This is a genomic window from Gammaproteobacteria bacterium (genome assembly GCA_016712635.1).
In the GTDB taxonomy this organism is placed as follows: domain Bacteria; phylum Pseudomonadota; class Gammaproteobacteria; order SZUA-140; family SZUA-140; genus JADJWH01.
On record JADJQS010000006.1, the window covers coordinates 357,648 to 381,890 of the forward strand.

Here is a 24,243-nt window from a genome sequence, read left to right on the forward strand (position 1 = left end):
TGGTTCAGCACATTCCGTCACGATCAGACACATTGTACCCATCGCTTGCCGTCATGAGCGAACTCGTATTATGTCAGTATCGCTCACGCAGGTTTTTATGACAGCAACGGGGAAAAACGAGCCTCCGAACCGGACTTTGACGAAATCATAAATATAACTAACTGATTAGTTCATGATATTCTAAAAAATGTTGTTGATCACCCTGTTGTTGATCAGCCAATATTTTGTCACACTCGTAAAGCCTGGTTAGGCAGATTTACCTAATATACCCATGAGATTCATGAGTTAATGATTGAAAATCTCAGTCATTTGTACGGTTACCTGAACGGCATGTGGCGTTACCGCTGGTCCGCGCTGCTGATCGCGTGGATCGTGGCCGTGGCCGGGTGGCTTACGGTGTATGCGATTCCTGATCAATATGAGGTCAGAGCGGTTGTTTATATCGACGCTGACTCGGTGATGAAGCCGCTATTAAAGGGTCTCGCCGTAGAGTCCGACGTTACGGATGACCTCGATGTTATGTCGCGGATGTTAATGAGCCGGGAAAATCTGCTCACAGTGATCCGCGAGACGGATATGGATCTTGAGGCCCATTCGCCGCAAGATCAGGATCGTCTGGTTGCCGATCTGGCCAGTTCAATTCGATTAAAGGGTGGGAAGCAGATAAAAGCAAGCGGGTGCCGAAAAATAATATTTACGAAATCAGCTACAAATCCAGCTCTGCACAACTCGCACATCAGGTTGTTTCCAATCTCCTCAACGCCTTGATTGAAAACATGCTTAACTCCAGCCGTACCGATACCGCAGCAGCGCAGAAATTTCTCGACGCCCAGATTACTGACTATGAACAGCGTCTAATGGTAGCCGAACAGAGGCTGGCAAAATTCAAAAAAGCCAACATTGGACTTATGCCTGATGAAAGTGGGAGCTACTATCAGCGTATTCAGCGTGCGGAGGATGCGTTAGAGCAGACCCGGTCATCACTGGACCTGACTGAACAACGGTATAGTGAGCTACAGAAGCAGCTGAGCGGCGAAAAGCCTTTAGTGGGCAGCGCCAGCTACGAATCAGCCTCCGCAAACAAGCTGCGGCAGTATCAGGCAAAACTGGCAGAATTGTTGACCCAATATACCGATGAGTACCCGGATGTGCAGCTCTTGAAGTCCCAGATTGCAAATATCAAGGCGAACGAAATCTCTGATGGGAGCGATACCGATATGGTTGGGTCGGGAGATTCGGTCGAGGTCAATCCGGTCTACCAGGAACTGAAAGTAGAAATCAGCAAGGCCAGGGTCGAGGTGGAGACACTTAAAATCCAGCTTTCCCAGCAAGAAAAGGCTCTAGAGAGACTCAGGAAGTCCGCCGACGACATTCCGGAGGTCGAGGCGAATCTGTCCAAGTTGAACCGTGATTATGAAGTGACGCGCCAGCGCTATCACGACCTGGTAGGACGCAGAGAGTCGGCACGGCTTGCACAGGACGCTGGGCAGAGCGGCAGTGACGTGACCTTTCGTATTATCGAACCACCGATAGTGCCCGCTGAACCGTCTGCCCCCAATCGCCTGTTATTGCTTGCCGGGGTCCTCGTCGCGGCGTTGGGGGCCGGAGTGGGTTGGAGCGTGCTCAGATACCTGATACATCCGACATTTATTAATGTCCGGCAGCTCAGGGGTTCGATTGCACTGCCTGTGCTGGGATCGGTCAGTTTTTACCTGACGCCGGAGCACGAGCAAAAGCGCCACCGGCAACTGGCATCCTTCCTGGTATCTGTGTTTCTTCTGATCGGGGTCTTCGGCGGAGTGGTCTGGTTCCGAGACACCGGTACGGCACTGGTCAGTGCTGCTTTTCAGAGTATAACTTGAATAAATAATGAGCACGGATAATAAAGCCGAACGGCGGAGGCAGCCCCGTATCAAGCGGGGGCAGCCTCGAATCAAAAAAGTGGCCATCGAGAACATCGATATATTTGGTAAGACCGTGGCTCCCGTGTCAGCGTCGGCATTTCGAGATGATTCGGAATCGACAGGTCTGCGTCCGGACAGTGTCGCGATTCAGGACCGATTACAGGCTGCGGATATGCTTGTTCCGGGCAGTGGCCTCGGGCCGCGCTTTTCGGACCAGTATCGTCATATCAAGCGGTCGCTGCTGTTAAACGCGTTTGGAAAGACGGCGTCGCCTGTCAATCGGGGAAATCTTATCCTTGTAACCAGTTCGGTGCCGGGCGAAGGTAAAACCTATACAGCCGTTAATCTTGCACTGTCTATTGCGCAGGAGCAGGACCATACCGTCTTGCTCGTGGATTGTGATGTATCAAAACAAGGTGCCAGCCGGATGCTGGATATAAGTCACACACGGGGCTTGATTGACGTGCTCGAGGATGATCATTTATCAGTGAGCGATTTGTTGCTGCGCACAGATATCCCTGCGTTAAGCGTGCTTTCAGCGGGCAAAGAGAATGAGTACGTTCATGAATTGTTGGCGAGTCAACGCATGGTCGGACTGGTCGAAGAAATGGTCTCCCGATATGATAACCGGGTTATTATTTTTGACGGCCCACCTGTTTTATCAACACCTCAAACGCAGGTGTTGGCGGAATTGGTAGGGCAAGTGGTGTTCGTGATTGAGGCCGGCTGTACACCTCAATCGGTTGTCGATCGGGCGCTGGACATGATTCCGCAAGACAAAGCCGTGGGACTGGTATTGAACAAGGTTGAAGGCCTGGCTCAGGAGCATGACTATTACTATGGCTATTACACTGCAAATACAGGCAAGAGTGAATAGCGCGCCTTAATTTCACGACATTCCATGTCGGATACTGATTTCAATGGTAATACTGAATGCCCTGACCATCGATGTGGAAGACTATTTTCATGTCTCCGCATTTGCAAATAGTATTGATCGAGCTGATTGGGGAAACCACCCGTTACGTGTAGAAAACAATACCCGGCGTCTGCTGGACCTTTTCGATGAGTTCGAAGTCAGGGCCACCTTTTTCGTTCTGGGCTGGGTGGCAGAACGAAGCCGAAGCTTGATAGAAAGCATCAGCGCCCGTGGGCATGAGGTGGCCTGTCATGGTCATAGCCATCAGCTTGTCTACGACCAGAGCTCGGACGTGTTTCGCGAGGAAACGCTTCGATCGAAGCATCTCCTGGAAGACATAATCCAGTCCCCGGTGCATGGTTACCGGGCCGCCAGTTATTCGATTACGGAGCGCTCTCGCTGGGCACTGGATATTCTGGTCGAGGCCGGATTTGACTACGATTCGAGCATTTTTCCCATACGTCACGACCGTTACGGGATGCCAAACGCCATCGAATTCCCTCATCGGCTGGAGACCCCGCAGGGGCATTCCCTGGTGGAGTTTCCCCTATCAACAGCGAAGCTATTCAATTACCGGTTGCCGGTGGCGGGTGGTGGATATTTCCGGCTGTATCCCTACGCACTAAGCCGGGCGGGTCTGCGGCAGATCAATCGGCGACAGCACCCGTTTATATTCTACCTGCATCCATGGGAAATTGATCCTGAGCAGCCACGGATAGCCGCCAGCTGGTTTTCCCGTTTTCGCCACTATAATAACCTCGACAAGTGTGAATCGCGATTGCGCAAGCTCATGAGCGATTTCCAGTTCGGAACAGTCTGGCAGGTGTTGGGAAGCCTTGGTTTGGCAGATAGCCGATAACCTGTTGAGCACCATCGCCTTGGCAAGATGCTTAGATAATAGAGAGAACAAGGCCAGCGAGAGTAGTACACATTGCCCAATTATCGCGTTGAGTCCTGCGTAATAAAATATCCGGAGCAGATCGAACAGGAATGGCTTGATCTGCAAGAACGGGCCGATTGCTCTTATTTTCAGTCCTGGGGCTGGATCGGAACCTGGCTGGAACAAATCGCCGCCGGTCTCAATCCACTGGTGGTCAGGGTGTGGTACCAGGACACGCTGGTTGGAATGGGCGTCTTGGTCCCGAAGAGAGTCTCGCGGCACCGAATCATTCGGTCAGATGCCCTGTTCCTGAATGAATATCCCTTCGATGGCCGAAATATGGTCATTGAGTACAATGGCCTTCTTGCAGATCAGCGCCATCATCACGCCGTGTATTCTGAGACCATCCGCCATGTATTCGGAAGCCAAAGACATATCGATGAACTTTTTCTCGGCGCGTTGAGCGAGCGTGAGGTACAGGCGCTCCCGACCACGGGACGAGTCAAGAGGCTGGAGCAGTCGCCCGCGTGGTCAGTAGATCTGGATAGATTCGGGGAAGGCCTTGATGCCTATCTGGCGACCCTGAGTAAAAATCGAAGGGGCCAAATTCGTCGCAGTCTTCGGCTGTATGAAGAAGGGACGCCGCTACAACTGGTCGAGGCGGGCACCAGGGAAGAAGCGCTGGGTTATTTTGAGAAACTGGAACTACTGCATACCGATCGCTGGAGATTAAAAGGGCTGCCGGGTTCGTTTTCAAATCCTCGCTGGGAGGCGTTTCACAGAGGCATGATCCAGTCCCGATTCGGAAAGGGCGAAATTCAGTTGCTCAGAATCAGCAACGCAGAGGGTCCGATCGGCTATGTATATAGCTTGATTTGGCGCAAGCGTGTTTATGTAATCCAAACCGGGTTGAAATTATCCGAGGACAAGCGACTGATGCCAGGGTATGTCGCTCATGTTCTTGCGCTGGCGCACAACAAGAAAAAGGGAATGAAAGTTTATGACCTGATGCACGGGGATTCCCTGTACAAGGGAATCCTGTGTAATCAAACTCAAACGCTTTACTGGCTGGTTCTGCAGCGCAGGCGATTAAAGTACAGTCTGGAGAATTTTGCTGTGGGTGCGGTGCGTATGTGCAGGCGAGCTGGCAGAGATCAACGCATTTGACATGATTTATCTCGAATGCATGGCAGAATTCAGTGGAATGCGCGCCTGTATCTGGCGTGCTCGATCCAACTGCAGTGCTGAATCAGATCCGTCATGTTCTCAGGCAATGCGAATCTGGGTAGGCGGTAAATCAGATCATCCCGGGATTTGCCGGGCTCGATAAAGCCGGGTGCCGTGGCTGTAGCGCCCAGAAACCCCTCGTTTTTGAGCAATCCGATTTCCCTCGGTCCGAAGTCAAGAACGCGGCCGGTCGGGTAGCAGAACACTTTTAGCGGGTTGGCAAGTTCCCGTTGCAGGGTTTCCCAGGAGCCGCGGATTTCCTGCTCGACAGATGCTCTGCCCAGCTTGGACAGGATGCGGTGGGTCATTGAATGTGGAGCGAACCGGACACCGTTGGCTTCGAGTTCACGCGCTGTGTCCCAGGTCAGTGGCTGATAGATGGCTGGTATCACGTCCGGTATCGTCACGTCAGCAGCCAGGGCCAGCCGGTTCAATATGTCCGGAACAAGCTCGGCATCCATCTCTTTGATAACATCCCGTAGCGTTTGTCTCGCCAACCGGCATTTACGGTCATCACCGAGTTTTACCGTGAGAGATTCGTCTGAAAACTCTATATTCAGCATCGTTTTTTTCGAATTGTCGACAATCCATGAGACCTTCGCGTCCCAGGGCCACATCGCCTGGTCGATTAAACCAGTAATAATGAAAAAGGTTAGCGGGCAATCAAACTCATGGAAAATCGGAGCCGCAATCCGGGCCTGATCGGAAAATCCATCATCCATGGTAAAAACTACGGACTTGCCAGGCAGTGGCGTCTTGTTCTTCAGCGCCAGGATGATCTCTTCCAGGGAAACAAAGGTATGGCCGGATTTCTGCAGATAGCGCAGACAACGTCGAAGGTGATCGGGAGTGATACCTGTAAGGGATTGCCCTTGGGCTACCATGCGATGAACCATGAATATCGGAATTCCCTGCCCGAAGACACGAGCTGCGACTGCTGACACGGGGCGGCTCGCAAGCGCCGGGACGAATAAACGTTTTAACAGGCTTTTCACTCGATCATCTTCCGCTTTCAGGGTAGATTTTTCACAATCGGAGGTCCCAGCCAATTTGTGAGGGTTACCGGCAGCCATTTCCATAGATGGATCAACAGCGCATATTTCGGATTCGACGGGTTCAGGGCGGGGAGTTCACCGCGCTCGCCCACCCAGTAGTGCCAGTACAGCTGTTTTGGCTGCGCGCCCCACTGTTGTTTGAATAGGTATGTGCCCGCGTCCCTGGTTGAGCGCCCAAAATCAAAATGCCTGAATCCGCGTTGCATCGCGAACTTGGAGTACTTCCCAGTAGAGAAGCATATTCATGCTCAGGTGGTTGACATCGCGCAGGGTAGACGCCCATGGAATCTCCAGGGTATCGCGATATCCGATCAGAAAACCGGCAGCAACGGGTTGGTTGTTCAGACGAAGAACAACAATCCAGCTGTTTCCCGGAAAACTATCCAGAATATTGCGAAAGAACGCTTTGGCATAAACCGGAGTGCCAAGATCACGCATATTGCGCGCGAATACTGTGTAGAAATCGTCCAGATGCTCTTGCCTGCCAGAGCAGGTTTGTGGTTTTTCCTGCTGCGGGCGCTTGATTTGGGCGCGCAGCTTGGCACTGAAGCTATTCCAGAGTTCTGCCTGCGAATCGGGTAGCGTTAAAATCATGTTCACCTTTTCGGATATTTCTGGCAGATTGTCATGCGGAATGTCGTCGCGATACTCGATATGACTGACGCCAATGGCGGCGGCACATTCATTGGCCGCCCGCATGAGTTCCTGTTCGATGACTGGATGATCCGCAATGGCGCCTCCGTAGTTGAAATAGGGCATGGAAACCAGGAAATCACCGAACATACGGCTTTTCAGACGAATCAATGGCAGTATCCCTACGACATTGCTATTGCTGTCGCGAGCGACATAATAAAAGCTTCCATGCCCAAAAGTGTTGCGAATCAGTTCACGCCACTCAGCTCGATGGTAAATCGATGCGGCCGGGTTGCCATCAACATAGCTATTCCATTCACTCAGTTCATCCTGCAAGAGTGAAACCGATACCGCGCCAACATCGGTTATTGCGGAAGAATAGGATCTCCGGGTGGGAATGGCTGGCGTTGTTGCCGTCTCTGCTTGCTCGTCCTGGCTGGACTCGAAGAAACTCATTATCCTGTTTTCAATGGCGCCAAATTGATTATTAATGGTTTTTAGGCGCATCGTCTCTTCCTTCATCGATAGCTTGAGGGCATCGACGGATTTCCCGTTGCGCCTGGCTTCTCCGATTCTTCCGGAAATGACTTTGGTTTGAGTCTGGATTTCCTTGCGCTGTTTTTCCAACGCGCAGCGCTGCTCCTGGAGGTGAGCGAGCGCCGTGAGTAACTGTGCATCTTTGTCCGGATGCAGAGCTAGGAACACCGCAACCGGATCAGACATGATCTGCTTCCTCTGTGCATTTTTCTCAACGCTCATCGCTAACCATCCGCCGTGGCAGCAATCTCATTATGGCGATAAGCGCGATGAAGTTTTCCTATCCCCTCTATCATAGCCATCCCGAGATCCGCGCCAGAAAAGCGGTCCGGTCACGGCTAACATCTTCATGAATACCTATACGGTGCAGTAAATGGAGGTCAGTTGCCGCAGAGTTCCAGCCGGTTGCGGTAGTGAGGGCACCCTCATAATGCTTCCGGACCAGTGCCAGTGCCTTCGGTGAGAAATCGCCATTGGGGAAACAAAATGTCTTTACGTCACGCCCTGTCTGCTCTTCTATGCGCCGTTTACTGGCGACGATCTCATGTTCCAGCACACTATCCCCTATCTCCTCGGTCAGGCGAATATGATCGCAGGTATGGCTGCCGGCTTCGACGAGGCCAGAACGGGTCATCTCCACCAGTTGCTCCCAGTTCAACAGCGAGGGGGCGGGTCCTTCAACTGACAGCCCGAGTTCCTCTTCGATCCGGTCAAGCCGGCTGTGGATTTCGCGATCAGGCAACGCCTTGGCATGGGCGATCAACTGGGCGAGTTCCTCTGATGCGGGTGGAAGGGCATCAAACCGATAGTCGCTTGGGGCGTCCCTTAGCCATGCGAGGCTTCGATGTGACCACTGGGCGGGCTGAGTACGGGCGACACGGGTGACCACTCGCGCCAGACGGTCTGGCCAGAACATGCGCTTGGTGCCAATCATGTCCGAGACGAGAAAGATGGTGGCCGGCACCTGCAGTTCCTTCAGAACCGGGAAAGCGAATTCATAGTTGTCGGCCCATCCATCGTCGAAGGTGATGGCGCAGGCCCGGGCGGGCAGTTCTGCGTCTGTGAGTTTGAGACCTATCCATTCTGAAATATGAATAATATCAAAATATTCTTTAATAATATTCATGTGTAATATGAAGCTCTCCGGTGTTACCATCATGCCGGGTTCCTCGATTAGCGTACGTTCGTCGTCGCTTGGAAGAATCCGGTGATATACCAGAACCAGTAGCTGTGGTGTTTTGTGAAGGCGGGCGTGGGGACCCAGCCTCGCTGCGACATGTTGCAGGGTGCGTTTGACGGCTCGTTTGACTGGATCGGGTCTGGATATCATTTAGGATGGAAGAAACTCAGCCGGCTGATCTTCAACTTCAAACTTATTGTAATGTGTCCAAACATAGAAAGACATGAATGAATGAAAACCGTCCTGCACGCCATCGATACCACCGGCCCCGGTGGGGCCGAAACCGTATTTGTCGACCTGGCGACCCGGTTGCCTGCGGATAAGTACCGCTCCATAGTGCTGATTCGCGGAAAGGGTTGGGTTTACGAGGAGCTATCACGCCGAGGCGTGACACCGCAATTCCTCGATGCCAAGGGATCCTTCAATTGGCACTATCTAAAAGGGCTGGTAGACCTGATCCGACAGGAACGAGTCGACCTGATACAGGCTCACCTGCTGGGTACGAACGTCTATTGCTCGCTGGCCGGCCTGTTGACACGAAAACCCGTCGTTGCGACCTTTCACGGCACTGTCGATATTGGGGAACAAGAACGCTTCAAGGCGCTGAAGTTCGGCGCTGTCAAGCTGGGGGCGCGTTGCGTCGTTGCGGTGTCGGATAGCCTTCGCGAGGACATCGCCAATAGAGCACAGCTAAGGCCTGGAAAAATAAAAATCGTTCATAATGGTGTCGACATAGCGAAGTTCCGCCGTCCCCGTTCTGACGTCCTCCGCCAGCAACACGGCTGGTCCAGTGACAATATTATTATCGGAAGCCTCGGTAACATACGCCCAGCCAAGGGTTATGACATCCTGTTGCGGGCAGCAGCCCTGCTGAAGAACAGCGCTGCGAGCATCCGCTTTGTGATCGCCGGACAAGGCAAGTCTGACCTGTACGTCGATCTGCTCAAGCTGAGAAGCCAACTGGGGCTTAACGACACGGTCCATTTCCTGGGTTTTAACGATGACCCGGCCGGGTTCCTGTCCAACCTGGACCTGTTCCTGATGTCGTCAACATCGGAAGGTTTCCCCCTCGCCACCATCCAGGCCATGGCCGCCAAGCTACCGGTCATAGCCACACGAAGCGGCGGCCCAGAAGAAATCATTACCCACGGTGAAACCGGCTGGCTGGTAGATCCGGGAAGCCCGGCGGCTATCGCAGAAGCTGTAGTTAAACTGGCCACTGATCGAGCGTTATGTGAACGTATGGCGGCAAACGGTCGGGAACATGCCACCCGAACCTTCGGCATCGACACCATGCTGAAGGCCTACCAGGCTATTTACGAGAAGCTCACGCAGGAGCGGGCAGGCCCGCAAACAGCGTAGCGATCTATCCTCGGCCCAATATATCCCTGAGATACTGCTTCAACTCCCACCAGGCCGGGCCCGGATCCCCCCACCGATCCACTTCATGCCGGGTCCGAATTGGATCGGGCCGCACGAAACCCAGGAGAGCCTTGAGTTTCTCCGCAAACGCATACTCCGAATCTCGAGTGATCAGGTACAGCCGGTCCAGATCCCCCAGCAGCCACCGTAGCCGAGCCCCCACTTTATAGTCTTCAACCGGCTCTACTCGCTCCCCGCAGGCCATGCGATACAATAACCAGGGAAAATCGATTCCTGCATCAACCGCGAGCTGCAGAGAACCCCAGAACCGCGTATTGATTTCCATCAGATAGGGCGCGCCCTCTGCAGATACCTTGAACTCGACCATCGCAATACCATGCCAGCCCGCCTTGTCCAGCAAGGCGCGGGCATGTGCAAGCAGGGCAGGATCAACCGGTATGCTTTCCGACAGGACGCTGACTCCCCCTCGAGGGGGTTTTTCCCGCAGGCGCCGATGGGCGAAAAAAGCCAGCGGTTTGCCTTTGTCATACAGTGCAAATACACCCTGACCATAACCCGCAACGCATTCCTGGAGCAGGAAGGGGTGAGCATGAAAAGCGGGGTCTGATTCCAGTATGGTAGCCGCCTCCGAAGGGGTTGCGGCGAACTTTACGCTGGTATGAAGCCACTGACCGTTCCTATTGAGCCATGATTTCCCGGGTTTGAGGACAAGCGGGTAGGGCAGATCTGCCAGATTTGCGGGAAGCTCGGCTGGATTGTCCGCATACCAGGTACGCGGAATCGGGACACCCAGTGTCTCGGCCAGTCGCATGAGCGAGCACTTGTTGGCCAATGCCTCTACCGTATCTATAGCCGGGAAAGGAAGGGTAATATCGGGGAAGTCAGACCGATGCGCGAGTAGCAATGCCGTTGTCAGCTCGGTCATTGGAAATGCGATGTCAATTTTTTCGTTTCGACATAACTCTGCGAGATCCGAAACAAAGCGTTCCGGCTGCGAACGGGGTGACGGGTAGGTAACGAAGCGTTGAGAAAAACGGGAACATCCCGCCAGCGCAGTGCGGGATTCATCCGCCGTGACCAGTGAAACGCCCTGTGCGCCCAGCGAACGGGTCACCGCCAAGGCACCGCGCTGGCCGGCATCTAGAACAAGGGCGCGTTTCATGTAAGACACTGGGTTGGACAAATAAGTATTTTCACAGCAGGCGGTAAATAGCTTTATTATATTTGATTAGCTCTGGACTGTCGCCGCGCTCGGAATCCGAGCAAGACAGTCCATGCTCTGGTTACGAATGTCAAACAATGAACTTACTTGAACAGGGCAAGCGCAGGTTTACCACCCGCTATGGCTCGCAGAAGGGCTTCGTGCGGACGTACTGGCATCGCTTCCTTTATCTTACAGGCAGGTATCGCGATTACCAACAGATTGATTGGCAATCTATCGATCGTCTGGTATTCGTCTGCAGGGGGAATATTTGCCGAAGTGCGTATGCTGAAGTTGTCGCCCGATCACTGGGCATGGAGGCAATTTCCTGCGGTCTTGATACGCGCGAAGGTTTGCCGGCAAATCGCGATGCAATCCGTATGGCAAGGCAGATGGGCCACCACCTTGAGGAACATAAAACAACACCGATAATGTACCTGATACTGAGAAGATCGGATCTGATTGTTACGATGGAGCCTTGGCACGCTGAATTTCTCCGGCAACACCTGATAAGGAAGCATTATTGTACGTTGCTTGGTTTATGGTCCCAGCCTGTTTTACCGCATATTCAGGATCCGTTTGGTGCTTCTGACGCGTATTTTCAACAATGCTTTACACAAATAGAACAATCAGTGTATGAAATTGCCAAATTATTTAAAAGACAAACACATTGAAATAAGCGACTTCTACGCGCTCAAGATAAAAGCGCTTTGGGCAGGCTTGAAGCAAGAGCACATATCGTTCTGGATGTTGTGCATCTACTTCTTCTTTGAGTATGTAAGGCCCCAGTCAGTATATCCTGTGATCGATGTCTTGCCATATGCACGGATATTTCTTGCTTTGACAATAATAAGCGCGTTCGCCGATCCGTCGGTCAAATGGGTGAGTAACGTTGGCAATAAACTGATAGTTCTTTTTGCCATGGTGGCCGTTCTTTCTGGCCTATTTGCGTTTAAACCGATGGTTGCGTGGGATAACCACACCTTCTTATTGAACTGGGTCCTCGTGTATTTCCTGATGGTGTGCATCATTAATACGGAAAAACGCCTGTTCTTGTTCATTTGCGCATTTCTTCTGTTCAACCTCAAGATGTCACAGCATGGTTTTTTCTCGTGGGCACAACGAGGATTTACCTTTGCGTCCTGGGGCTTGTCTGGTTCACCTGGCTGGTTTCAAAACTCCGGTGAATTTTCTCTCGAGATGCTCATATTCATGCCATTGGCGATCGCCTTCATAATTGCACTGAAGGAGCGCTGGGGGAAGTATCAGAAATGGGCGCTGTATTTCCTGCCGATTTCCGCCGCGGCTTCGATTATCGGCGCCAGCTCGCGGGGTGGGCAGCTAGGTCTGGTCGCGATTGGTATCTGGCTCCTGTTGAAATCCAAGCGGCGCATCAAGGCGATGGTGCTACTCAGCGTTATTGGCCTGGCTTTATTCTATTTGCTTGCTTCCGCGAGATGGGAGAGGATGATACATCACTGCAGCGAATGGCGTATTGGTACTATGGCATAGACATAATGAATAAAAATCCCGTGCTCGGTATTGGATACTTTAACTGGCTGGACTATATGTATTTTGTTGAGCCCACCGGGGTTGGTCCAAAACAAATTATTGAAATCCCGCATAACACGTTCATCCAGGCCGGTGCGGAACTGGGCTATACAGGACTTGTTGTGTTTCTGGCGATAATTGTTACGTTGTTGGCGCTTAATTCATCGACCCGGAAAATAGTCAAAGATAATAATGCCCTGTTATTTTATATTACATACGGGCTTGATGCCGGACTTATAGGATTGTTGGTAGGGGCTTTTTTTATTGCAGCCTTATATTATCCGTTTTTCTGGATTCAGTTTGCTTTAACAGTGACGGTGCACTCGGTCGCAAGAGCTGAATATGGGTATGTAAGGAAGGCGGCTGGGGATGTAAGTGCGCCCAGACTTGACAGTAATGGATAGACGAATTACAAGGTCACACACAGTCATGAGCGCGGCTGCGGCACAGACGCCAGGCGGATCACGCGTGGAAATCACCGGCATAGAGGTCAGTGTAGTCATCCCAGCGCACAACGATTCTCACAACCTAACGCGCCTGCTCTCGACTCTGGTACGACTCCTTCCTCGGATCGGCGTCACGGAAACCATCGTGGTGGCCAATGGCTGTCGAGATGACAGTGCAGAGGTGTGCCGCCGCTTCGGCGTACGATGCCTAGAGAGGCCACCGCTCTCACCAGCGGCGGCGCGAAACGAAGGGGTCGCGGTCGCCACCGGACGTTGGCTGGCGTTCCTGGATGCCGACACCGAGCCGACCGAAACCTGGTTTGATGCGGTCGGTGATCTCGTCGCCGGCCGGGTCGAAGTCACAAACAGGGAGATCGCTGGCTGGCCTGTCCTCGCTCCCATTGACGCCGGCTGGGTGGCGCATACTTGGCAACGTGTCAGGTTTGCCCCGACACGACTCCCCAATACGCTGAACTGTGGAAATCTGCTGATCAGCCGGGCGTTGTTCGATCGCGTGGGGGGGTTCAACTCTGGTCGGATTGCCGGAGAGGACGTCGAGATCTGCGAGCGCTCGATTGCCTTGGGCCAGTGCCTGCTTTTCGACCCACGCCTCGCCGTGTATCACTATGGCGAGCCTGGGACCCTGCAGCAGTTCTTCATGCGCGAACTGTTCCACGCCGACCCGCTTCGGATCGTGTTGCGGAACTTCCGGCATTCCGTGGTGGACAGCGCCATTGTCCTACTGGTCTGTCTCATCGGCGCGGGCGTCGTAGGATCCGTCGCAGCACTGGTATTCCATCGGCCGGTTCTGGCCTTTCCCGTTATCGCCGCCCTCGGCGGCCTGACGGCCGCCGCCCTGGTGAAGGCTGCCGTGAAATTGACGCGCGAAATCAGTCCAGCCGAATTCCTCGCCATGACGTTTCTGTGTCAGGTCATGCTCACGGCACGAGCATTGGGTACGGTCGTGCGCCGGAGGGTCTGGAGAAATACGTCCTCGGGCGATCTGGTTGGCTAGGTGCTATTTCCGGGTCTACATCTGTGAACGCAGACGCCGGAGCATGGGCCGGCAGACGCCACATCAGATGTTCGAAGGTAGTTCTATGTGGCCGTCTGCAGCATAATCAGGCCATATGTTGTGCGGAATACAGTTAAGCAGCTGTCCAAAATTGAGGTCTATTTCTGTAAATCCGAATTTCCATACGGGTTAGTACAGGTGTATTTAACTAAGGGTCAATCACTCTGAATGAGTTCGGCGGTTTTGGATTTGCAACGCAGTTCAATTCGAGGAGGCAGGTCTCTGATACTGTGAAACTATCGATTAACCACTCAGTGTCTTCTTCGTAGCCCGGATTACTCCATCCCATGAGGTAACCCGCTTTCCATCCATCAGGACCGCCTTTAGGCGATGGTATATTCAAGTGTAGCCTCTCATGTAACATAGTGAAGTCCGTTTCATTTTCCCACCGACGCCACATCTGGACCACTCCATCATGAGATGTGTTATTTGTCGAGGCTTTAGCATGAAAGACAACCTGCATCCAGCGGCTTTGGTCTGTTGGGTAAGTGATAAATCGAGCGCGTTGCTGCTCGCCACCAGCTCCTCCGGGGCCTCCCTCCTTGATGTGAAAAGAAATCTCACTACCATAATCAGTTCCGGGTGTCTCGCTAGGTAACCAGAATCCCCAGATAAGGGAAGGTCCGAACCCATGAGTCTCATAGCCATCCATCCATAAGGCAAATAATTTATTGTTTGTATTGGTTGTGCCTACATACCCATGTTTGAAGTTGGTCGGAACCCTTAGCCAGTAACGAAACCATATATCCTTATGTGGCGTACCAAGATCAAATCGCTGCTCCGACCAGAAATTAGCTTCTACGGTAGGCGTAGACCGCGCCGTCCATTTGAATCGCAGACTGTTCAAGCCTTCTTTAGGGATCCAATTCAAACCAACTGGCTTTGCAATATCTACAGCACTATGGTTGCGCCATATAGTGTGAGATGAATTTACAATTTCTGTTCGTACAGGAGACCGCCAAGTGAATCCCTCGGCATTAGTCGCCGACATATTGCCAAGTTCGAACGAATCTTCAAAATCTAAAGAATAGGCCGAAAAAGATGCGACGCATGATATTGCAAAGCACATAAAGATTAGGGTTGCTCTCGACACATTACTCCTTGCTGATAATGTGGATGAAAATGTATAACAATATCGGCTCTGGTTGAATACACAATCAAACTCACAGATTGTGAGATGCTTCATACCGCCACCTTTTCATGCCGCCCTGTTATAGTCAAGAAAATCCGGAGTCGGAACCCCAGTTCGCTGCTTTGCAGCACATTTGGAAGAAACTTTTCCATAGGCAACTGAGATAAATTAAAGGATTACGGTTAACCTGGATGAATAACTGTTTACGTATGCTGTTTGTGTGAAACTTGGTGAAGTAAGAATTTGCTTTAATGAGCCGGAGTACGAATTTACAACTGGAATACCTGAATGGGGAAGGTTCATCATGGGTTCCTTACTTATTCTCCTGCCAAGACACGAACTCATCTCGAAGGACTTCCAGTAGATCCTAGTATGCTCTTACCCTCATCGTCACCACACAGAACAAGTAAATACAAACACCCACAACGATCTGAATAAAGAAGATAAGCAGTTCATTCTCAAGTCCAAAGAATGTCGCAGTCGCAACCCTTTATTTAAATAAAGACACTCCGAATAAATTTCGACTATTAGTGAAAACTCGTCCAGCACCATCTTAAGAATGCATGAGCGCGCTTACCGGGCCAATCCATGGCACTTTTATACGCGCTATTTGCTCGACGGCAGTCACCCACTTGCCTCAAAGTGTATCCAAGATTACAATATTTTTTTGCCAAGGCTTTACTCAAAAGTGCCTTATATTGCATATCTTCGCCTGACTCATCTAGATGGGCCAGCAATACCTTGATGTCACCCTCTGTCTGCTTGATCACATACGTTTGCGACTCATCATTACCGGAATGAAGACCCAAAATCGCTTGGACACGATCAAAGTAGTGCAATGGAAATTGTCGCGCTATACGCAAACCAATATCAAAATCCTGACACCGGCGGAATCTGGCATCCCAGCCACCAACTTCATCAATCACTGCTCGCCTAACAAGCGCAGTACTTGGGTAAACAGGAAATCCCTCCAGAAGCAGGTTCAACCCATGCTCTGCTTCAAACTTATAAAGCCCACTCATTGAATTGGACTGAGAAAACCTTCTCAAATATCCGCCAACCCAAGGGAAAAAAGTGCTATTCCTAGGAAGATATTGCTCTGGGCTTTCACCCCAATGGGCGCGCTGCAAATCAGCAAGCAAGAAATCTATATGCTCTGCTGCAAGTATTTCCTGGCACATCGCTAATTTCCCCTCTGGCCACCAATCATCAGCATCCAGATAAGCGATGTAGTCCGAAGTCGAAAGTGCACTTCCATTCTGCCTAGCAACTGCCGAACCTTGATTAGGCTTACTCACTCGCTGAATCTTTTCTCCCCAAGACCTAACCACCTCAACAGTATTATCGGTGGAGCCATCGTCCACAACTATGATCTCTTTGGGCGGGCATGACTGATGAAGTGCGCTTGCTATTGCGTGATCGATTGTAGATTTTGCATTAAAGGCAGGAATTACAACAGAAATCGAATAATCCATAGCTCTTAGGGTACTCTTAATATTTAAGCTTAAACATACTATCAGGATGCACTTTCACCAGCAAACTCCAAACCATGATCCATTTACACTTCACGCAGGACAAAGGATCTCGTAACGCCTCCTACCTAACGAGCACGCCCCCGTATTAAGGATTTGAAGTAGCCGCTTAGTGCTCGAATGACATCGGAGAAACTTTTGTGCCTTGATACTCAAAAATATAGCATCCCAATAATTCTTGGCTGCCATATCGTAGCTTCCAGCCTCTACGTAAAAGAATTGCTATCCTTGCAAGCACCGATTATTCTCTTTCTATATTTCCTCAATGAATCTCGATTGCCGCAACTCTATTCGAAGCGTATAGACGCATACGCATCCGACGGTGCGCGCGGCGGACGTGCGCGCAATCGACATCGACGGAAGCAGGAGAGAGATCGTGATACGAGAGGCATTGAAGTCAACGCTGCGGACTAACGCGAAGCGTGGAGTGGCGTCTCTAGCAGCCCGACACCCCACGGGATCGTTGCTGAGACTCTGCAGATGGCTCAATGAGATCCAGCTGTTTGCAGAGGAACTCACCGAGATCTGTGACGTTGTCGTCCGCATGAGACCCATTCGAATGCTGGTGTTTGGTGTCGGCAACGACTCTACATTCTGGCGGCAGCTCAACGAACGTGGCTCGACGGTATTTCTGGAGGACAACGCGCAATGGATGTCGACCGTCTTGGCGAGAGACCCGCTGGCCGATGTGCGCCTGGTTTCCTACCACACGCAGATTGAGGAGTCGCAACGTTTGATGGAGCGTCCAGAGTTGCTTCAGCTAGATTTGCCGCAGGACGTGCGTGGGCTGCGGTGGGACGTGGTCATTGTGGATGCGCCGGCTGGGTGGCAGTCGGGACAGCCGGGGCGGATGAAGAGCATCTTTGAAGCGAGCAGGCTTGTGTGTAACGGCGGGCATGTATTTGTGCATGACTGTGATCGCGAGGTGGAGAAGGCCTATTGTGACCGGTACCTGAGACCAGATCGACTGACACGCGAAGTCCAACGTATGCGCCATTACGTCCTCTGATCGCTTTGATTGTCTGACCTCGCTCGTGTAGTGCTTCATTCTGTTTGGAACTTAAGCGCCGATTGGCGCGGATGACTTTCTGGAGAATGTCGGCCGCCAGGACTAGGCTGAGTGTCTACGGAAACGAAGCAAATCCACTCCAGGAAATAGTTTACTTGCTAGAATTTCGCAATGACGTAAGAGAGCTGCTATGCTGCGCCGACATAGCCATACACGCATCCCAAGGTGAAGGGTTTTCGTTATCTATAATCGAATACATGAGCACCGGCCTGGAAACTCTAGTCCCCGATGTCCATTCAGTGAAACAAGCAATCACAGATCAGCAGACTGGATTCGTTTACAATGCAGATGACATTGATATGGTTGCAGACATATTAAAATACCTGATAATGAATCCTGCAGTAACGGATCATGTAGGTCAATCAGCCAAAGTCGTGGCGAACACACAATATAGCCTTGATCGTTCGACTCGTGAATTTACAGCAGCAGTAAATTATATTTCATCAAGTCAATCAAGATCAGAGCAACCAAATTAAATAGATTCAGGGAGCAACCAATGCCTAAGTCGAGAGCTGTTGTTACGCTGGCTATAGGTGACCTCTATGAAAGAATGGGGCAAATAACGCACCCACTCATGCAACTCTATGCTCAACGCCACAACGCGGAATTTGTTACAATCAATCAACCAAAAGTACAGGTTAAGTACGGATTAGACAATCGTTACGATAAATTTCAGCTATACGAACTGCTTGACAGGTTCGAGCAAATTGCTTTTTTCGATAGCGATATTTTAATCGCTCCAGATGCCCCATCTATTTATGACATGGTCCCGATTGACGTTTTTGGCGCAGCAAACGAAGAATCATTTTCTCTCTCCAAGAATGACAAGGAACAAACCCAAGAAATATTGGGCAAAATTCAATGGAAAAATGTCTATTTTAATTCTGGCGTTATGGTTTTTGGAAAAAGCCACCAAGTGGTGTTCGATCCTAAAGTAGCAGCTCTGGCAGAATGGGCAGAAAAAAAAATAACAATCCCAAAAAGAACAACCAACGACCAAGCGTATCTCAACTACCGAATAAACCAGTTAAATGTTCCATTTTTGGACTTGGGATATCGCTTCAACCACACCCGAGTGATTACCGCCACCCAAAAAAGATTTCGCAGCTGGATGATCCACTACTCCGGCGCGAGCGGTCATCGTTACGGTGATCGCGTGAGCCAAATTGAAAAAGACTCTCGCATAATGAAAAGCCCCAGCCAACTTTGGCTTTCGAGAAAATATCCATTTTGGCGCTGGTTTTCAGATCGCCTTGACAAGGACTTTGTGAAATATCTTTTCACTGAAAAAATTGGTAGAGGTTGAGCCTCGCCATTTACCCCCTCCGCCAACTTCCAAGGTGCCTTGCGATGACCCACAGCCCAATGACCCCAGACGCGACGCCTCAACAGGGCCGAGTAGTACCGGGCCCTCAATACCAATTCGGGTCTCTCGCTATGCCAACGAGCGAACTCCTCCCGCTTCGCTATGTAACTGTGGACAAAATTTACAAGCGTTTGCATGTATTTGTTCCAATAATTTCCTAGACGCCTTTCTGGTTGGGCGAACTGTGCTCTGACCGAACGCCAGGCGAATCGGCTACCTCTCCCGATGAACGACTCTCCAGGCCGAGATCACAGGCCAGATGAAGAATCACCTCGGAGTAATATCGGCGCTGATCAAGCGTCTGCTCCGCGCGGCTGCGCGCACGCGCCGCGAAGCGCTCGCGATTGGGACGACTCGAAATCAGGCCCGCGAGCGCCTCAGCCAACCCGGCGCTGTCGCCGGGTTCGACCATGATGGCCGCGGATTCTTCACCAATCAGTTCAGGTACCCCTCCGACTCTCGTCGCGACGAGAGGCTTGCCAGCCGCAAGTGCCTCCGAAATCGCCAACGGACCGGCATCACCCCAGGTCGAGGGCACTACGATAATATCCGCAACGGATACCAGTTCCTCCGTCGATGGCTGCTGGCCGAGAAACCGGAACGATGATCCTAATCTGAGAGACTCCGCCAATTCGACGAATTTCTGCATGTCGGGGCCATCCCCCGCGTAGGACACACGGAAACTCGAAAGGCCGTGCTTCGTCTGCAGCATCGCCGTAGCCTCTATCAGCACCTGGATGCCCTTATGGACCGTCGCTCTGCCGCCGCAGAAGATCTCCACCATGGCTCGCTGATTATGATTTTCCCGCGGTGAGAACCGCTCAAGATCCACACCATCCAGTATCGTGACAACCCGGCGGGAGGGAATCCGAGCCTTGACGATCAAGCGATTCCGTACGAACTCGGAAACCGCATATACTCGGTCCGCCTGGATAAATGGAAGGCGGGATACAAGCCATTTCAACGCGCCACGAATACCTGTTTCTGGCGCAGCCGGACGTGGATTCGCGACGGACACGCGACTGTGGACGATGATCTTCTGCACACCCGCGGCTCGGAAGATCGCGTAGCGCCAGGCCCAGTTAGCCTGGTCGGTGAGGTAGAGGTAACGAATGGAATGACGGCGAATCATCCGGAACCAATGGAATAGCTCTCTGGAGCCCTGCGGATCCGGTGGCAGCTCCAGCACCCCATCAAAGGACCTGGCGCCATCCCACTCCAGGGGCGGCTCATACTTCGCAAACGAAACCCATGAAGCTAACCCCATGCCGCGCAGTTCGCATGCCACATGCTCAAACAGCCGGTAGATGTTGTTCCAGGCATATCCCGTGCGATTGGAGTAATTCGCTACCAGCAGGATACCGGGGCGAGATGACGCCTTGGGCGTGGTCATGACCCCGGTGCCCCGGGAAGCGCCAGGGTCCCCGGTAATTCGCCGAATGTCTCGGCCGACAGATGGTGCAACACCTCATCGGCGAGCAACTTCCGGTAGATGGGATTGTCGAGGTACGCTTGCCAACGCTCCAGGACCTCCATTTCCTGGGCCTGGCCCTCGTGCTTGGTCCCCCACTTAGCAGCTTCCGTGACTCTGCGATCCTGGTTCTCGAAGCCAAGCCGAGCACCCAACTCGTCTCTATAGGTCTTATCGGTAAGCCAGTGGTTGTAGCTGATGTTGGCCCGGTCCCGAAGATAGTGAGTCTGCCCTGGGAACTCCTGCGTATAGACTTTCCAGAGATCGCGCGCTTCATGGACGCCATTGAGCAAATGCATGCACAGGTGCGACCCGACAAAGCCTGCACCTCCGGTGACAAGCACTCTCTTTCTGATCGCCGTTTTCATCATCGTGCTCCTTGGTGCCGAATTGTGCGATTTTAATGCCGGAAATTTATTTTGAATGCAACAGAAATCTGGCAGGAAAGTTCTGCAACTAGCTCCCCCCACCTGCTAACAAGCGGAACTTTGAATTGGTTTTCAACAGGGATTCGTAGGTACCATTTGCAATCACATGCCCCGCTTCAATATAGAAAATCTGGCCACATTGTTGAACGGTACTCAGGCGATGCGCGATGAGCACGATCGTCTTACGGTGCCCCAAGTTGCCTACCGCTTCCATGACAGCTTGCTCGGTCACGTTATCGAGCGCACTGGTGGCCTCGTCCAGGATCAATACGTCCGGATCATGGTAAAGCGCGCGGGCGATGCCGATGCGCTGTCGTTGCCCGCCGGATAAGCGAACGCCGCGCTCGCCGACGATAGTTCTATAGCCCTCGCTCAGATCATTGGCCACGAAATCATGCAGGTTGGCAATCCTGGCGGCACACTCAACGGCCTCGTGATTGATCTCACCTGTAGGGATACCAAAGGCAATATTGGCTGCGATGGTGTCATCGGCGAGATATATCTGTTGCGGTACGTATCCAATACTACGCTGCCAGGCGCGGCGCAATTCGTCCGTGACCGGCTTTCCATCGGTTATCAACGTGCCTTGTTCCGGCACGAGCAGGCCGAGAAGTACATCCACAAGCGTGGTCTTCCCGGAACCCGTTAGGCCGACCAGTGCCACTGTGGTCCGGGCCGTTATTTCAAGTGATACGCCCTCCAATGTGAAGTAGTCGGCGCCTGGGTAGCGATAGAACACATCCCGCAGCTCCAGCTTGTTGCTCAGCCCCATCGGAGACTCTTGAGCTAAGCCGGCCAGTCCACGGTCGCCTCGGTTTTGTTCGATACCCTCACCACATAGGTCACGGTGCAGGGAATCCAGGACAACGGCATTCACCTGCATGGCCGCTAAATTCGTGTAGATGGCCTGCAGGGTCGGCATCAATCGGTAGCCCGCCAGCGCATAGAGCGAGAACACTGGCAAGGCCGCCTGCAATCCACCGCGATTAGCCATAAAGTACAGGAGGACCACCATGATTCCACCGAACACAAGCGCCTGCATAGCAAAGGAAGGCAATTCTGAAACAACTCTGGATGTAATTTGTCGTTCGGCAAAAATCAATGAGGGGTCTCGAAAACGCGCCAGGAAAGGGAGTTCCAGACCGCAGACCTTTACGTCCTTGATGCCTCCGAACATCTCCTGCGTTATTTTGTACCGTTGGCGGTTGGCAGTCTGGATATCTTGTCCGACGCGCCCTAGATATCGGCGTACGGTCAGGAACAGGGCCCCATAGGCTCCTCCGATAATCAGGCACACAGACAGTGCCAAGGCTGGATCTACGACGATCATCAGGGCAAGAAGAAACATTGCCACCAATGTCTTGGAAATCAGTTGAAGGGAAGGAAACAAGGCCCCTTCAACTGCTCTGTTGACTTCGTTCAGAATAACTGAGCCAAGAGTGCCGCTGTGCCGATTCAGAAACCAATCGTAAGGTCTTGCCAGGTAACCTTGAACCAGACGGCAACACCATGCATGATTTCTTTTCTGAGAGAAACGAACCATGACCCAGAAGGCAAAAGCGTGAAAGGCCAGGGAGCCGGTCATCAATGCCAGAAAGAAAACCCCGAGAAAGAAAAGAAAGGCGTCCGTGGACAGAAACCCCAATCGTCCGTAGATCTCCACAAGATACGGATTGGTATGCACGACATCAGGATTTGCCACAACGGCCATGAAGGGCATGATCGAGGCAACGCCAACAATCTCCATGAAGGCCACCAGGACCAGCATGATAAACACCAGTAGCGTCAGGCGCCGCTCGTTCGAGTCCAGGATGTCGTAGAGTTTTCTATAAGTTCTAAGCACTGCTGTTCCATAAACGAGAAATAGAAAAAGCCTGAATGCTCCGGGCTGTTACAGATGGTTGTGCTCGCAAACACTATAATAGAGGGAGATTCAGACCTTGCCTTATCATAACATTGTGTTCTTACAAATACTCGGCGCAAACAGACTTTGCATTCTGTTCGGCGGAGTAGCGGGTCTTTACGCGGTTTAGGGCGCCTCTAGTGATTCCGATTCGAGTTTTTGGATTAGCCACGAGCTGCTGGATTGCACGTGCATAGCCCGCGGGACTGTGATCCTGGACCAAGAGGCCACAGCGGCCTTGGTCCAGCAGTTTTAGAATTCCGCCCACGGCGTGGGCGATGATGGGGGAGTTCCAATGCCATGGCTTCAAGCAGGATCATGGGCAGGCCCTCATGGTCCGAAGTCATTAGCAGTACATCGAGTTTCTGTAATTCCTCGTGGATGTTGTTGCAGTGACCCTCAAAATGCACGATTCGGTCCGTAGCGAGGTCACGGCTGAGCTGTTCGAGTTGTTCGCGCAGTGGACCGTCTCCGAAAATGTGGAAGCTTGTTTTGAGATCCGGATAGTGATCGAGGATATAACGCGCCGTCTGGATAAAGAGGTCAACGCGCTTTACCGGGACCAGTCGGCCGGCGAAACCGACTTTCAGGTTTGCTGTCTGGGTGTCTGGAATAGTGTGCGTTTTATTGTTCCGTCGGTGAACAGACTCGAAGTCGATTCCGTTTTCAATGACACAGATCTTCTCTGCAGGGAAGGTTTTGCCTAGAATACCGGCCAGATCGTCCGAAACTGCAATGATCTTGCGCTGCAGGTAACGCCCACAAAACCAGTCGAGGAAGAAAATCAGGCGTTTCGGCAGTTGCTTCCAGGACGGTCTGTGCTCCGGTGCGCCATGAGCGGTTCGGAGTGAGGGAATTCTTCGGCAAATCCAAGCGGCTATACTGCCGAGAATGTTCTCTTTGAGGCGATGTGTATGGACAACCTCTGGCTTTACGTCCCGTATAGTGCGCACTAGCTGGCGCAGGATCTGGAGCCCATTCAACTGGGATTCGTCCAGAACGATGACTTCGATGCCCGTGGCGCGGAGTTGATGTTCTAGTTCACCGTGGTTGAGCAATACTACGCTGATCGTGGTGCCCAGGCGTGTATGCAGTGATTTTGCGAGGGTAAATAGCTGTACCTCGGCGCCTGCCCAGAGGTCGCCGGAGGCGATATGCATGATTTTGCGATGGCAAACGTCGTTCATTACAGGGATTTCTAAGTTGGCCCTATGTTACACTTTTTTATTAATTATGGCTCCAATAGGCTTGAATCATATTGGTTCTGGGCGGCGATCCACCATCGCGATGAAAAGATACGGAACATTGAGTATGAGAGCTTTGCTCGTCTGAGCAGGGAGCAGATCGATCGAAT

General features: G+C 52.0%; 21 protein-coding genes and 3 pseudogenes. 13 read left to right on the forward strand and 11 right to left on the reverse strand.

All coding sequences use genetic code 11. The features are described from left to right. The first annotated feature begins 288 nt into the window (after window positions 1-288). The 5 genes from IPK65_08545 (at window position 289) to IPK65_08565 (ending at window position 4,867) form a co-directional block, all read left to right on the forward strand. Window positions 289-768: a hypothetical protein gene (locus IPK65_08545; GenBank protein MBK8163182.1), complete on the forward strand. Its 480-nt coding sequence runs from the start codon at window positions 289-291 to the stop codon at window positions 766-768. Further along, on the forward strand, window positions 678-1,862 hold the full coding sequence (locus IPK65_08550) for a hypothetical protein (GenBank protein MBK8163183.1): 1,185 nt from the start codon (window positions 678-680) through the stop codon (window positions 1,860-1,862). Before IPK65_08545 ends, IPK65_08550 begins: the two co-directional genes overlap by 91 nt. A 7-nt stretch (window positions 1,863-1,869) precedes the next feature. Further along, on the forward strand, window positions 1,870-2,781 hold the full coding sequence (locus tag IPK65_08555) for an AAA family ATPase (GenBank protein MBK8163184.1): 912 nt from the start codon (window positions 1,870-1,872) through the stop codon (window positions 2,779-2,781). A 43-nt stretch (window positions 2,782-2,824) separates the two neighbouring features. Further along, complete coding sequence (locus IPK65_08560) at window positions 2,825-3,679, forward strand: DUF3473 domain-containing protein (GenBank protein ID MBK8163185.1); 855 nt, start codon at window positions 2,825-2,827, stop codon at window positions 3,677-3,679. 72 nt (window positions 3,680-3,751) lie between these two features. Beyond that, on the forward strand, window positions 3,752-4,867 hold the full coding sequence (locus tag IPK65_08565; GenBank protein MBK8163186.1) for a GNAT family N-acetyltransferase: 1,116 nt from the start codon (window positions 3,752-3,754) through the stop codon (window positions 4,865-4,867). Window positions 4,868-4,896: 29 nt separating this feature from the next. On the opposite strand, the gene IPK65_08570 is transcribed toward IPK65_08565, so the two are convergent. The 4 genes and pseudogenes from IPK65_08570 to IPK65_08585 all read right to left on the reverse strand — a co-directional run bounded on the left by IPK65_08570 (window position 4,897) and on the right by IPK65_08585 (window position 8,311). Further along, window positions 4,897-5,922 (reverse strand): polysaccharide deacetylase family protein, encoded by a 1,026-nt coding sequence (locus IPK65_08570; GenBank protein ID MBK8163187.1) that lies wholly within the window; start codon window positions 5,920-5,922, stop codon window positions 4,897-4,899. A gap of 17 nt (window positions 5,923-5,939) precedes the next feature. Further along, window positions 5,940-7,071: pseudogene (locus IPK65_08575) on the reverse strand (FemAB family PEP-CTERM system-associated protein). Next, window positions 7,069-7,374: pseudogene (locus tag IPK65_08580) on the reverse strand (hypothetical protein). The pseudogenes IPK65_08575 and IPK65_08580 overlap by 3 nt, the downstream one beginning before the upstream one ends. Before the next feature lie 70 nt (window positions 7,375-7,444). Beyond that, window positions 7,445-8,311 (reverse strand): polysaccharide deacetylase family protein, encoded by an 867-nt coding sequence (locus IPK65_08585; GenBank protein ID MBK8163188.1) that lies wholly within the window; start codon window positions 8,309-8,311, stop codon window positions 7,445-7,447. Between the two features lie 252 nt (window positions 8,312-8,563). Between IPK65_08585 and IPK65_08590 the strand changes: the two genes are divergently transcribed. After that, window positions 8,564-9,694, forward strand: coding sequence for a glycosyltransferase family 4 protein (locus IPK65_08590; GenBank protein MBK8163189.1), 1,131 nt, complete (start codon window positions 8,564-8,566; stop codon window positions 9,692-9,694). Between the two features lie 4 nt (window positions 9,695-9,698). Here IPK65_08590 and IPK65_08595 read toward each other — a convergent pair whose 3' ends face one another. Next, on the reverse strand, window positions 9,699-10,877 hold the full coding sequence (locus tag IPK65_08595) for an ATP-grasp domain-containing protein (GenBank protein ID MBK8163190.1): 1,179 nt from the start codon (window positions 10,875-10,877) through the stop codon (window positions 9,699-9,701). Window positions 10,878-11,014: 137 nt separating this feature from the next. Between IPK65_08595 and IPK65_08600 the strand changes: the two genes are divergently transcribed. Genes IPK65_08600 through IPK65_08615 form a run of 4 tightly spaced genes read left to right on the forward strand, consistent with a single transcriptional unit; the run spans window position 11,015 to window position 13,928 of the window. After that, entirely contained in the window at window positions 11,015-11,590 is a 576-nt protein-coding gene (locus IPK65_08600; GenBank protein MBK8163191.1) for a low molecular weight phosphatase family protein, read from the forward strand. Further along, window positions 11,553-12,428, forward strand: coding sequence for a hypothetical protein (locus IPK65_08605; protein ID MBK8163192.1), 876 nt, complete (start codon window positions 11,553-11,555; stop codon window positions 12,426-12,428). The genes IPK65_08600 and IPK65_08605 overlap by 38 nt, the downstream gene beginning before the upstream one ends. Further along, a complete protein-coding gene (locus IPK65_08610; protein ID MBK8163193.1) occupies window positions 12,374-12,871 on the forward strand; it encodes an O-antigen ligase family protein in 498 nt (165 codons plus the stop codon). The genes IPK65_08605 and IPK65_08610 overlap by 55 nt, the downstream gene beginning before the upstream one ends. A gap of 25 nt (window positions 12,872-12,896) precedes the next feature. Continuing rightward, the gene (locus tag IPK65_08615; GenBank protein MBK8163194.1) at window positions 12,897-13,928 is read left to right on the forward strand and encodes a glycosyltransferase; all 1,032 of its coding nucleotides are present in this window, start codon (window positions 12,897-12,899) and stop codon (window positions 13,926-13,928) included. A 208-nt stretch (window positions 13,929-14,136) separates the two neighbouring features. Here IPK65_08615 and IPK65_08620 read toward each other — a convergent pair whose 3' ends face one another. Both IPK65_08620 and IPK65_08625 read right to left on the reverse strand, forming a co-directional pair. Beyond that, on the reverse strand, window positions 14,137-15,174 hold the full coding sequence (locus IPK65_08620; GenBank protein MBK8163195.1) for a hypothetical protein: 1,038 nt from the start codon (window positions 15,172-15,174) through the stop codon (window positions 14,137-14,139). A 473-nt stretch (window positions 15,175-15,647) separates the two neighbouring features. Then, window positions 15,648-16,595: a glycosyltransferase family 2 protein gene (locus tag IPK65_08625; GenBank protein ID MBK8163196.1), complete on the reverse strand. Its 948-nt coding sequence runs from the start codon at window positions 16,593-16,595 to the stop codon at window positions 15,648-15,650. 520 nt (window positions 16,596-17,115) lie between these two features. Here IPK65_08625 and IPK65_08630 point away from each other — a divergent pair. The 3 genes from IPK65_08630 (at window position 17,116) to IPK65_08640 (ending at window position 19,027) form a co-directional block, all read left to right on the forward strand. Continuing rightward, window positions 17,116-17,661 carry a hypothetical protein gene (locus IPK65_08630; GenBank protein ID MBK8163197.1) on the forward strand — a complete coding sequence of 182 codons (546 nt, stop codon included), beginning with the start codon at window positions 17,116-17,118 and terminating at the stop codon, window positions 17,659-17,661. A gap of 71 nt (window positions 17,662-17,732) precedes the next feature. Beyond that, window positions 17,733-18,197, forward strand: a complete 465-nt coding sequence (locus tag IPK65_08635) for a glycosyltransferase (GenBank protein ID MBK8163198.1) — start codon at window positions 17,733-17,735, stop codon at window positions 18,195-18,197. Window positions 18,198-18,217: 20 nt separating this feature from the next. Further along, window positions 18,218-19,027, forward strand: coding sequence for a hypothetical protein (locus tag IPK65_08640; GenBank protein MBK8163199.1), 810 nt, complete (start codon window positions 18,218-18,220; stop codon window positions 19,025-19,027). Between the two features lie 217 nt (window positions 19,028-19,244). On the opposite strand, the gene IPK65_08645 is transcribed toward IPK65_08640, so the two are convergent. The 4 genes and pseudogenes from IPK65_08645 to IPK65_08660 form a co-directional block, all read right to left on the reverse strand. Continuing rightward, a complete protein-coding gene (locus IPK65_08645) occupies window positions 19,245-20,480 on the reverse strand; it encodes a glycosyltransferase family 4 protein (GenBank protein MBK8163200.1) in 1,236 nt (411 codons plus the stop codon). A gap of 365 nt (window positions 20,481-20,845) precedes the next feature. Beyond that, a pseudogene (locus IPK65_08650) lies at window positions 20,846-20,929 on the reverse strand (NAD-dependent epimerase/dehydratase family protein). An 85-nt stretch (window positions 20,930-21,014) separates the two neighbouring features. Next, window positions 21,015-22,754, reverse strand: a complete 1,740-nt coding sequence (locus IPK65_08655; GenBank protein ID MBK8163201.1) for an ABC transporter ATP-binding protein — start codon at window positions 22,752-22,754, stop codon at window positions 21,015-21,017. A gap of 299 nt (window positions 22,755-23,053) precedes the next feature. Then, the gene (locus IPK65_08660; protein ID MBK8163202.1) at window positions 23,054-24,076 is read right to left on the reverse strand and encodes a glycosyltransferase; all 1,023 of its coding nucleotides are present in this window, start codon (window positions 24,074-24,076) and stop codon (window positions 23,054-23,056) included. Window positions 24,077-24,243: the final 167 nt, after the last annotated feature.

What these genes read in the sequence shown, in the direction of transcription:
- IPK65_08625 (MBK8163196.1), bottom strand. Translation starts at nt 16,595, where the DNA reads ATGGATTATTCGATTTCTGTTGTAATTCCTGCCTTTAATGCAAAATCT.
- IPK65_08605 (MBK8163192.1), top strand. Translation starts at nt 11,553, where the DNA reads ATGAAATTGCCAAATTATTTAAAAGACAAACACATTGAAATAAGCGAC.
- IPK65_08560 (MBK8163185.1), top strand. Translation starts at nt 2,825, where the DNA reads ATGGTAATACTGAATGCCCTGACCATCGATGTGGAAGACTATTTTCAT.
- IPK65_08635 (MBK8163198.1), top strand. Translation starts at nt 17,733, where the DNA reads ATGACTTTCTGGAGAATGTCGGCCGCCAGGACTAGGCTGAGTGTCTAC.
- IPK65_08620 (MBK8163195.1), bottom strand. Translation starts at nt 15,174, where the DNA reads ATGAAGCATCTCACAATCTGTGAGTTTGATTGTGTATTCAACCAGAGC.
- IPK65_08615 (MBK8163194.1), top strand. Translation starts at nt 12,897, where the DNA reads ATGAGCGCGGCTGCGGCACAGACGCCAGGCGGATCACGCGTGGAAATC.
- IPK65_08645 (MBK8163200.1), bottom strand. Translation starts at nt 20,480, where the DNA reads ATGACCACGCCCAAGGCGTCATCTCGCCCCGGTATCCTGCTGGTAGCG.
- IPK65_08600 (MBK8163191.1), top strand. Translation starts at nt 11,015, where the DNA reads ATGAACTTACTTGAACAGGGCAAGCGCAGGTTTACCACCCGCTATGGC.
- IPK65_08545 (MBK8163182.1), top strand. Translation starts at nt 289, where the DNA reads ATGATTGAAAATCTCAGTCATTTGTACGGTTACCTGAACGGCATGTGG.
- IPK65_08555 (MBK8163184.1), top strand. Translation starts at nt 1,870, where the DNA reads ATGAGCACGGATAATAAAGCCGAACGGCGGAGGCAGCCCCGTATCAAG.
- IPK65_08640 (MBK8163199.1), top strand. Translation starts at nt 18,218, where the DNA reads ATGCCTAAGTCGAGAGCTGTTGTTACGCTGGCTATAGGTGACCTCTAT.
- IPK65_08590 (MBK8163189.1), top strand. Translation starts at nt 8,564, where the DNA reads ATGAAAACCGTCCTGCACGCCATCGATACCACCGGCCCCGGTGGGGCC.
- IPK65_08655 (MBK8163201.1), bottom strand. Translation starts at nt 22,754, where the DNA reads ATGCTGGTCCTGGTGGCCTTCATGGAGATTGTTGGCGTTGCCTCGATC.
- IPK65_08660 (MBK8163202.1), bottom strand. Translation starts at nt 24,076, where the DNA reads ATGAACGACGTTTGCCATCGCAAAATCATGCATATCGCCTCCGGCGAC.
- IPK65_08610 (MBK8163193.1), top strand. Translation starts at nt 12,374, where the DNA reads ATGGGAGAGGATGATACATCACTGCAGCGAATGGCGTATTGGTACTAT.
- IPK65_08585 (MBK8163188.1), bottom strand. Translation starts at nt 8,311, where the DNA reads ATGATGGTAACACCGGAGAGCTTCATATTACACATGAATATTATTAAA.
- IPK65_08595 (MBK8163190.1), bottom strand. Translation starts at nt 10,877, where the DNA reads ATGAAACGCGCCCTTGTTCTAGATGCCGGCCAGCGCGGTGCCTTGGCG.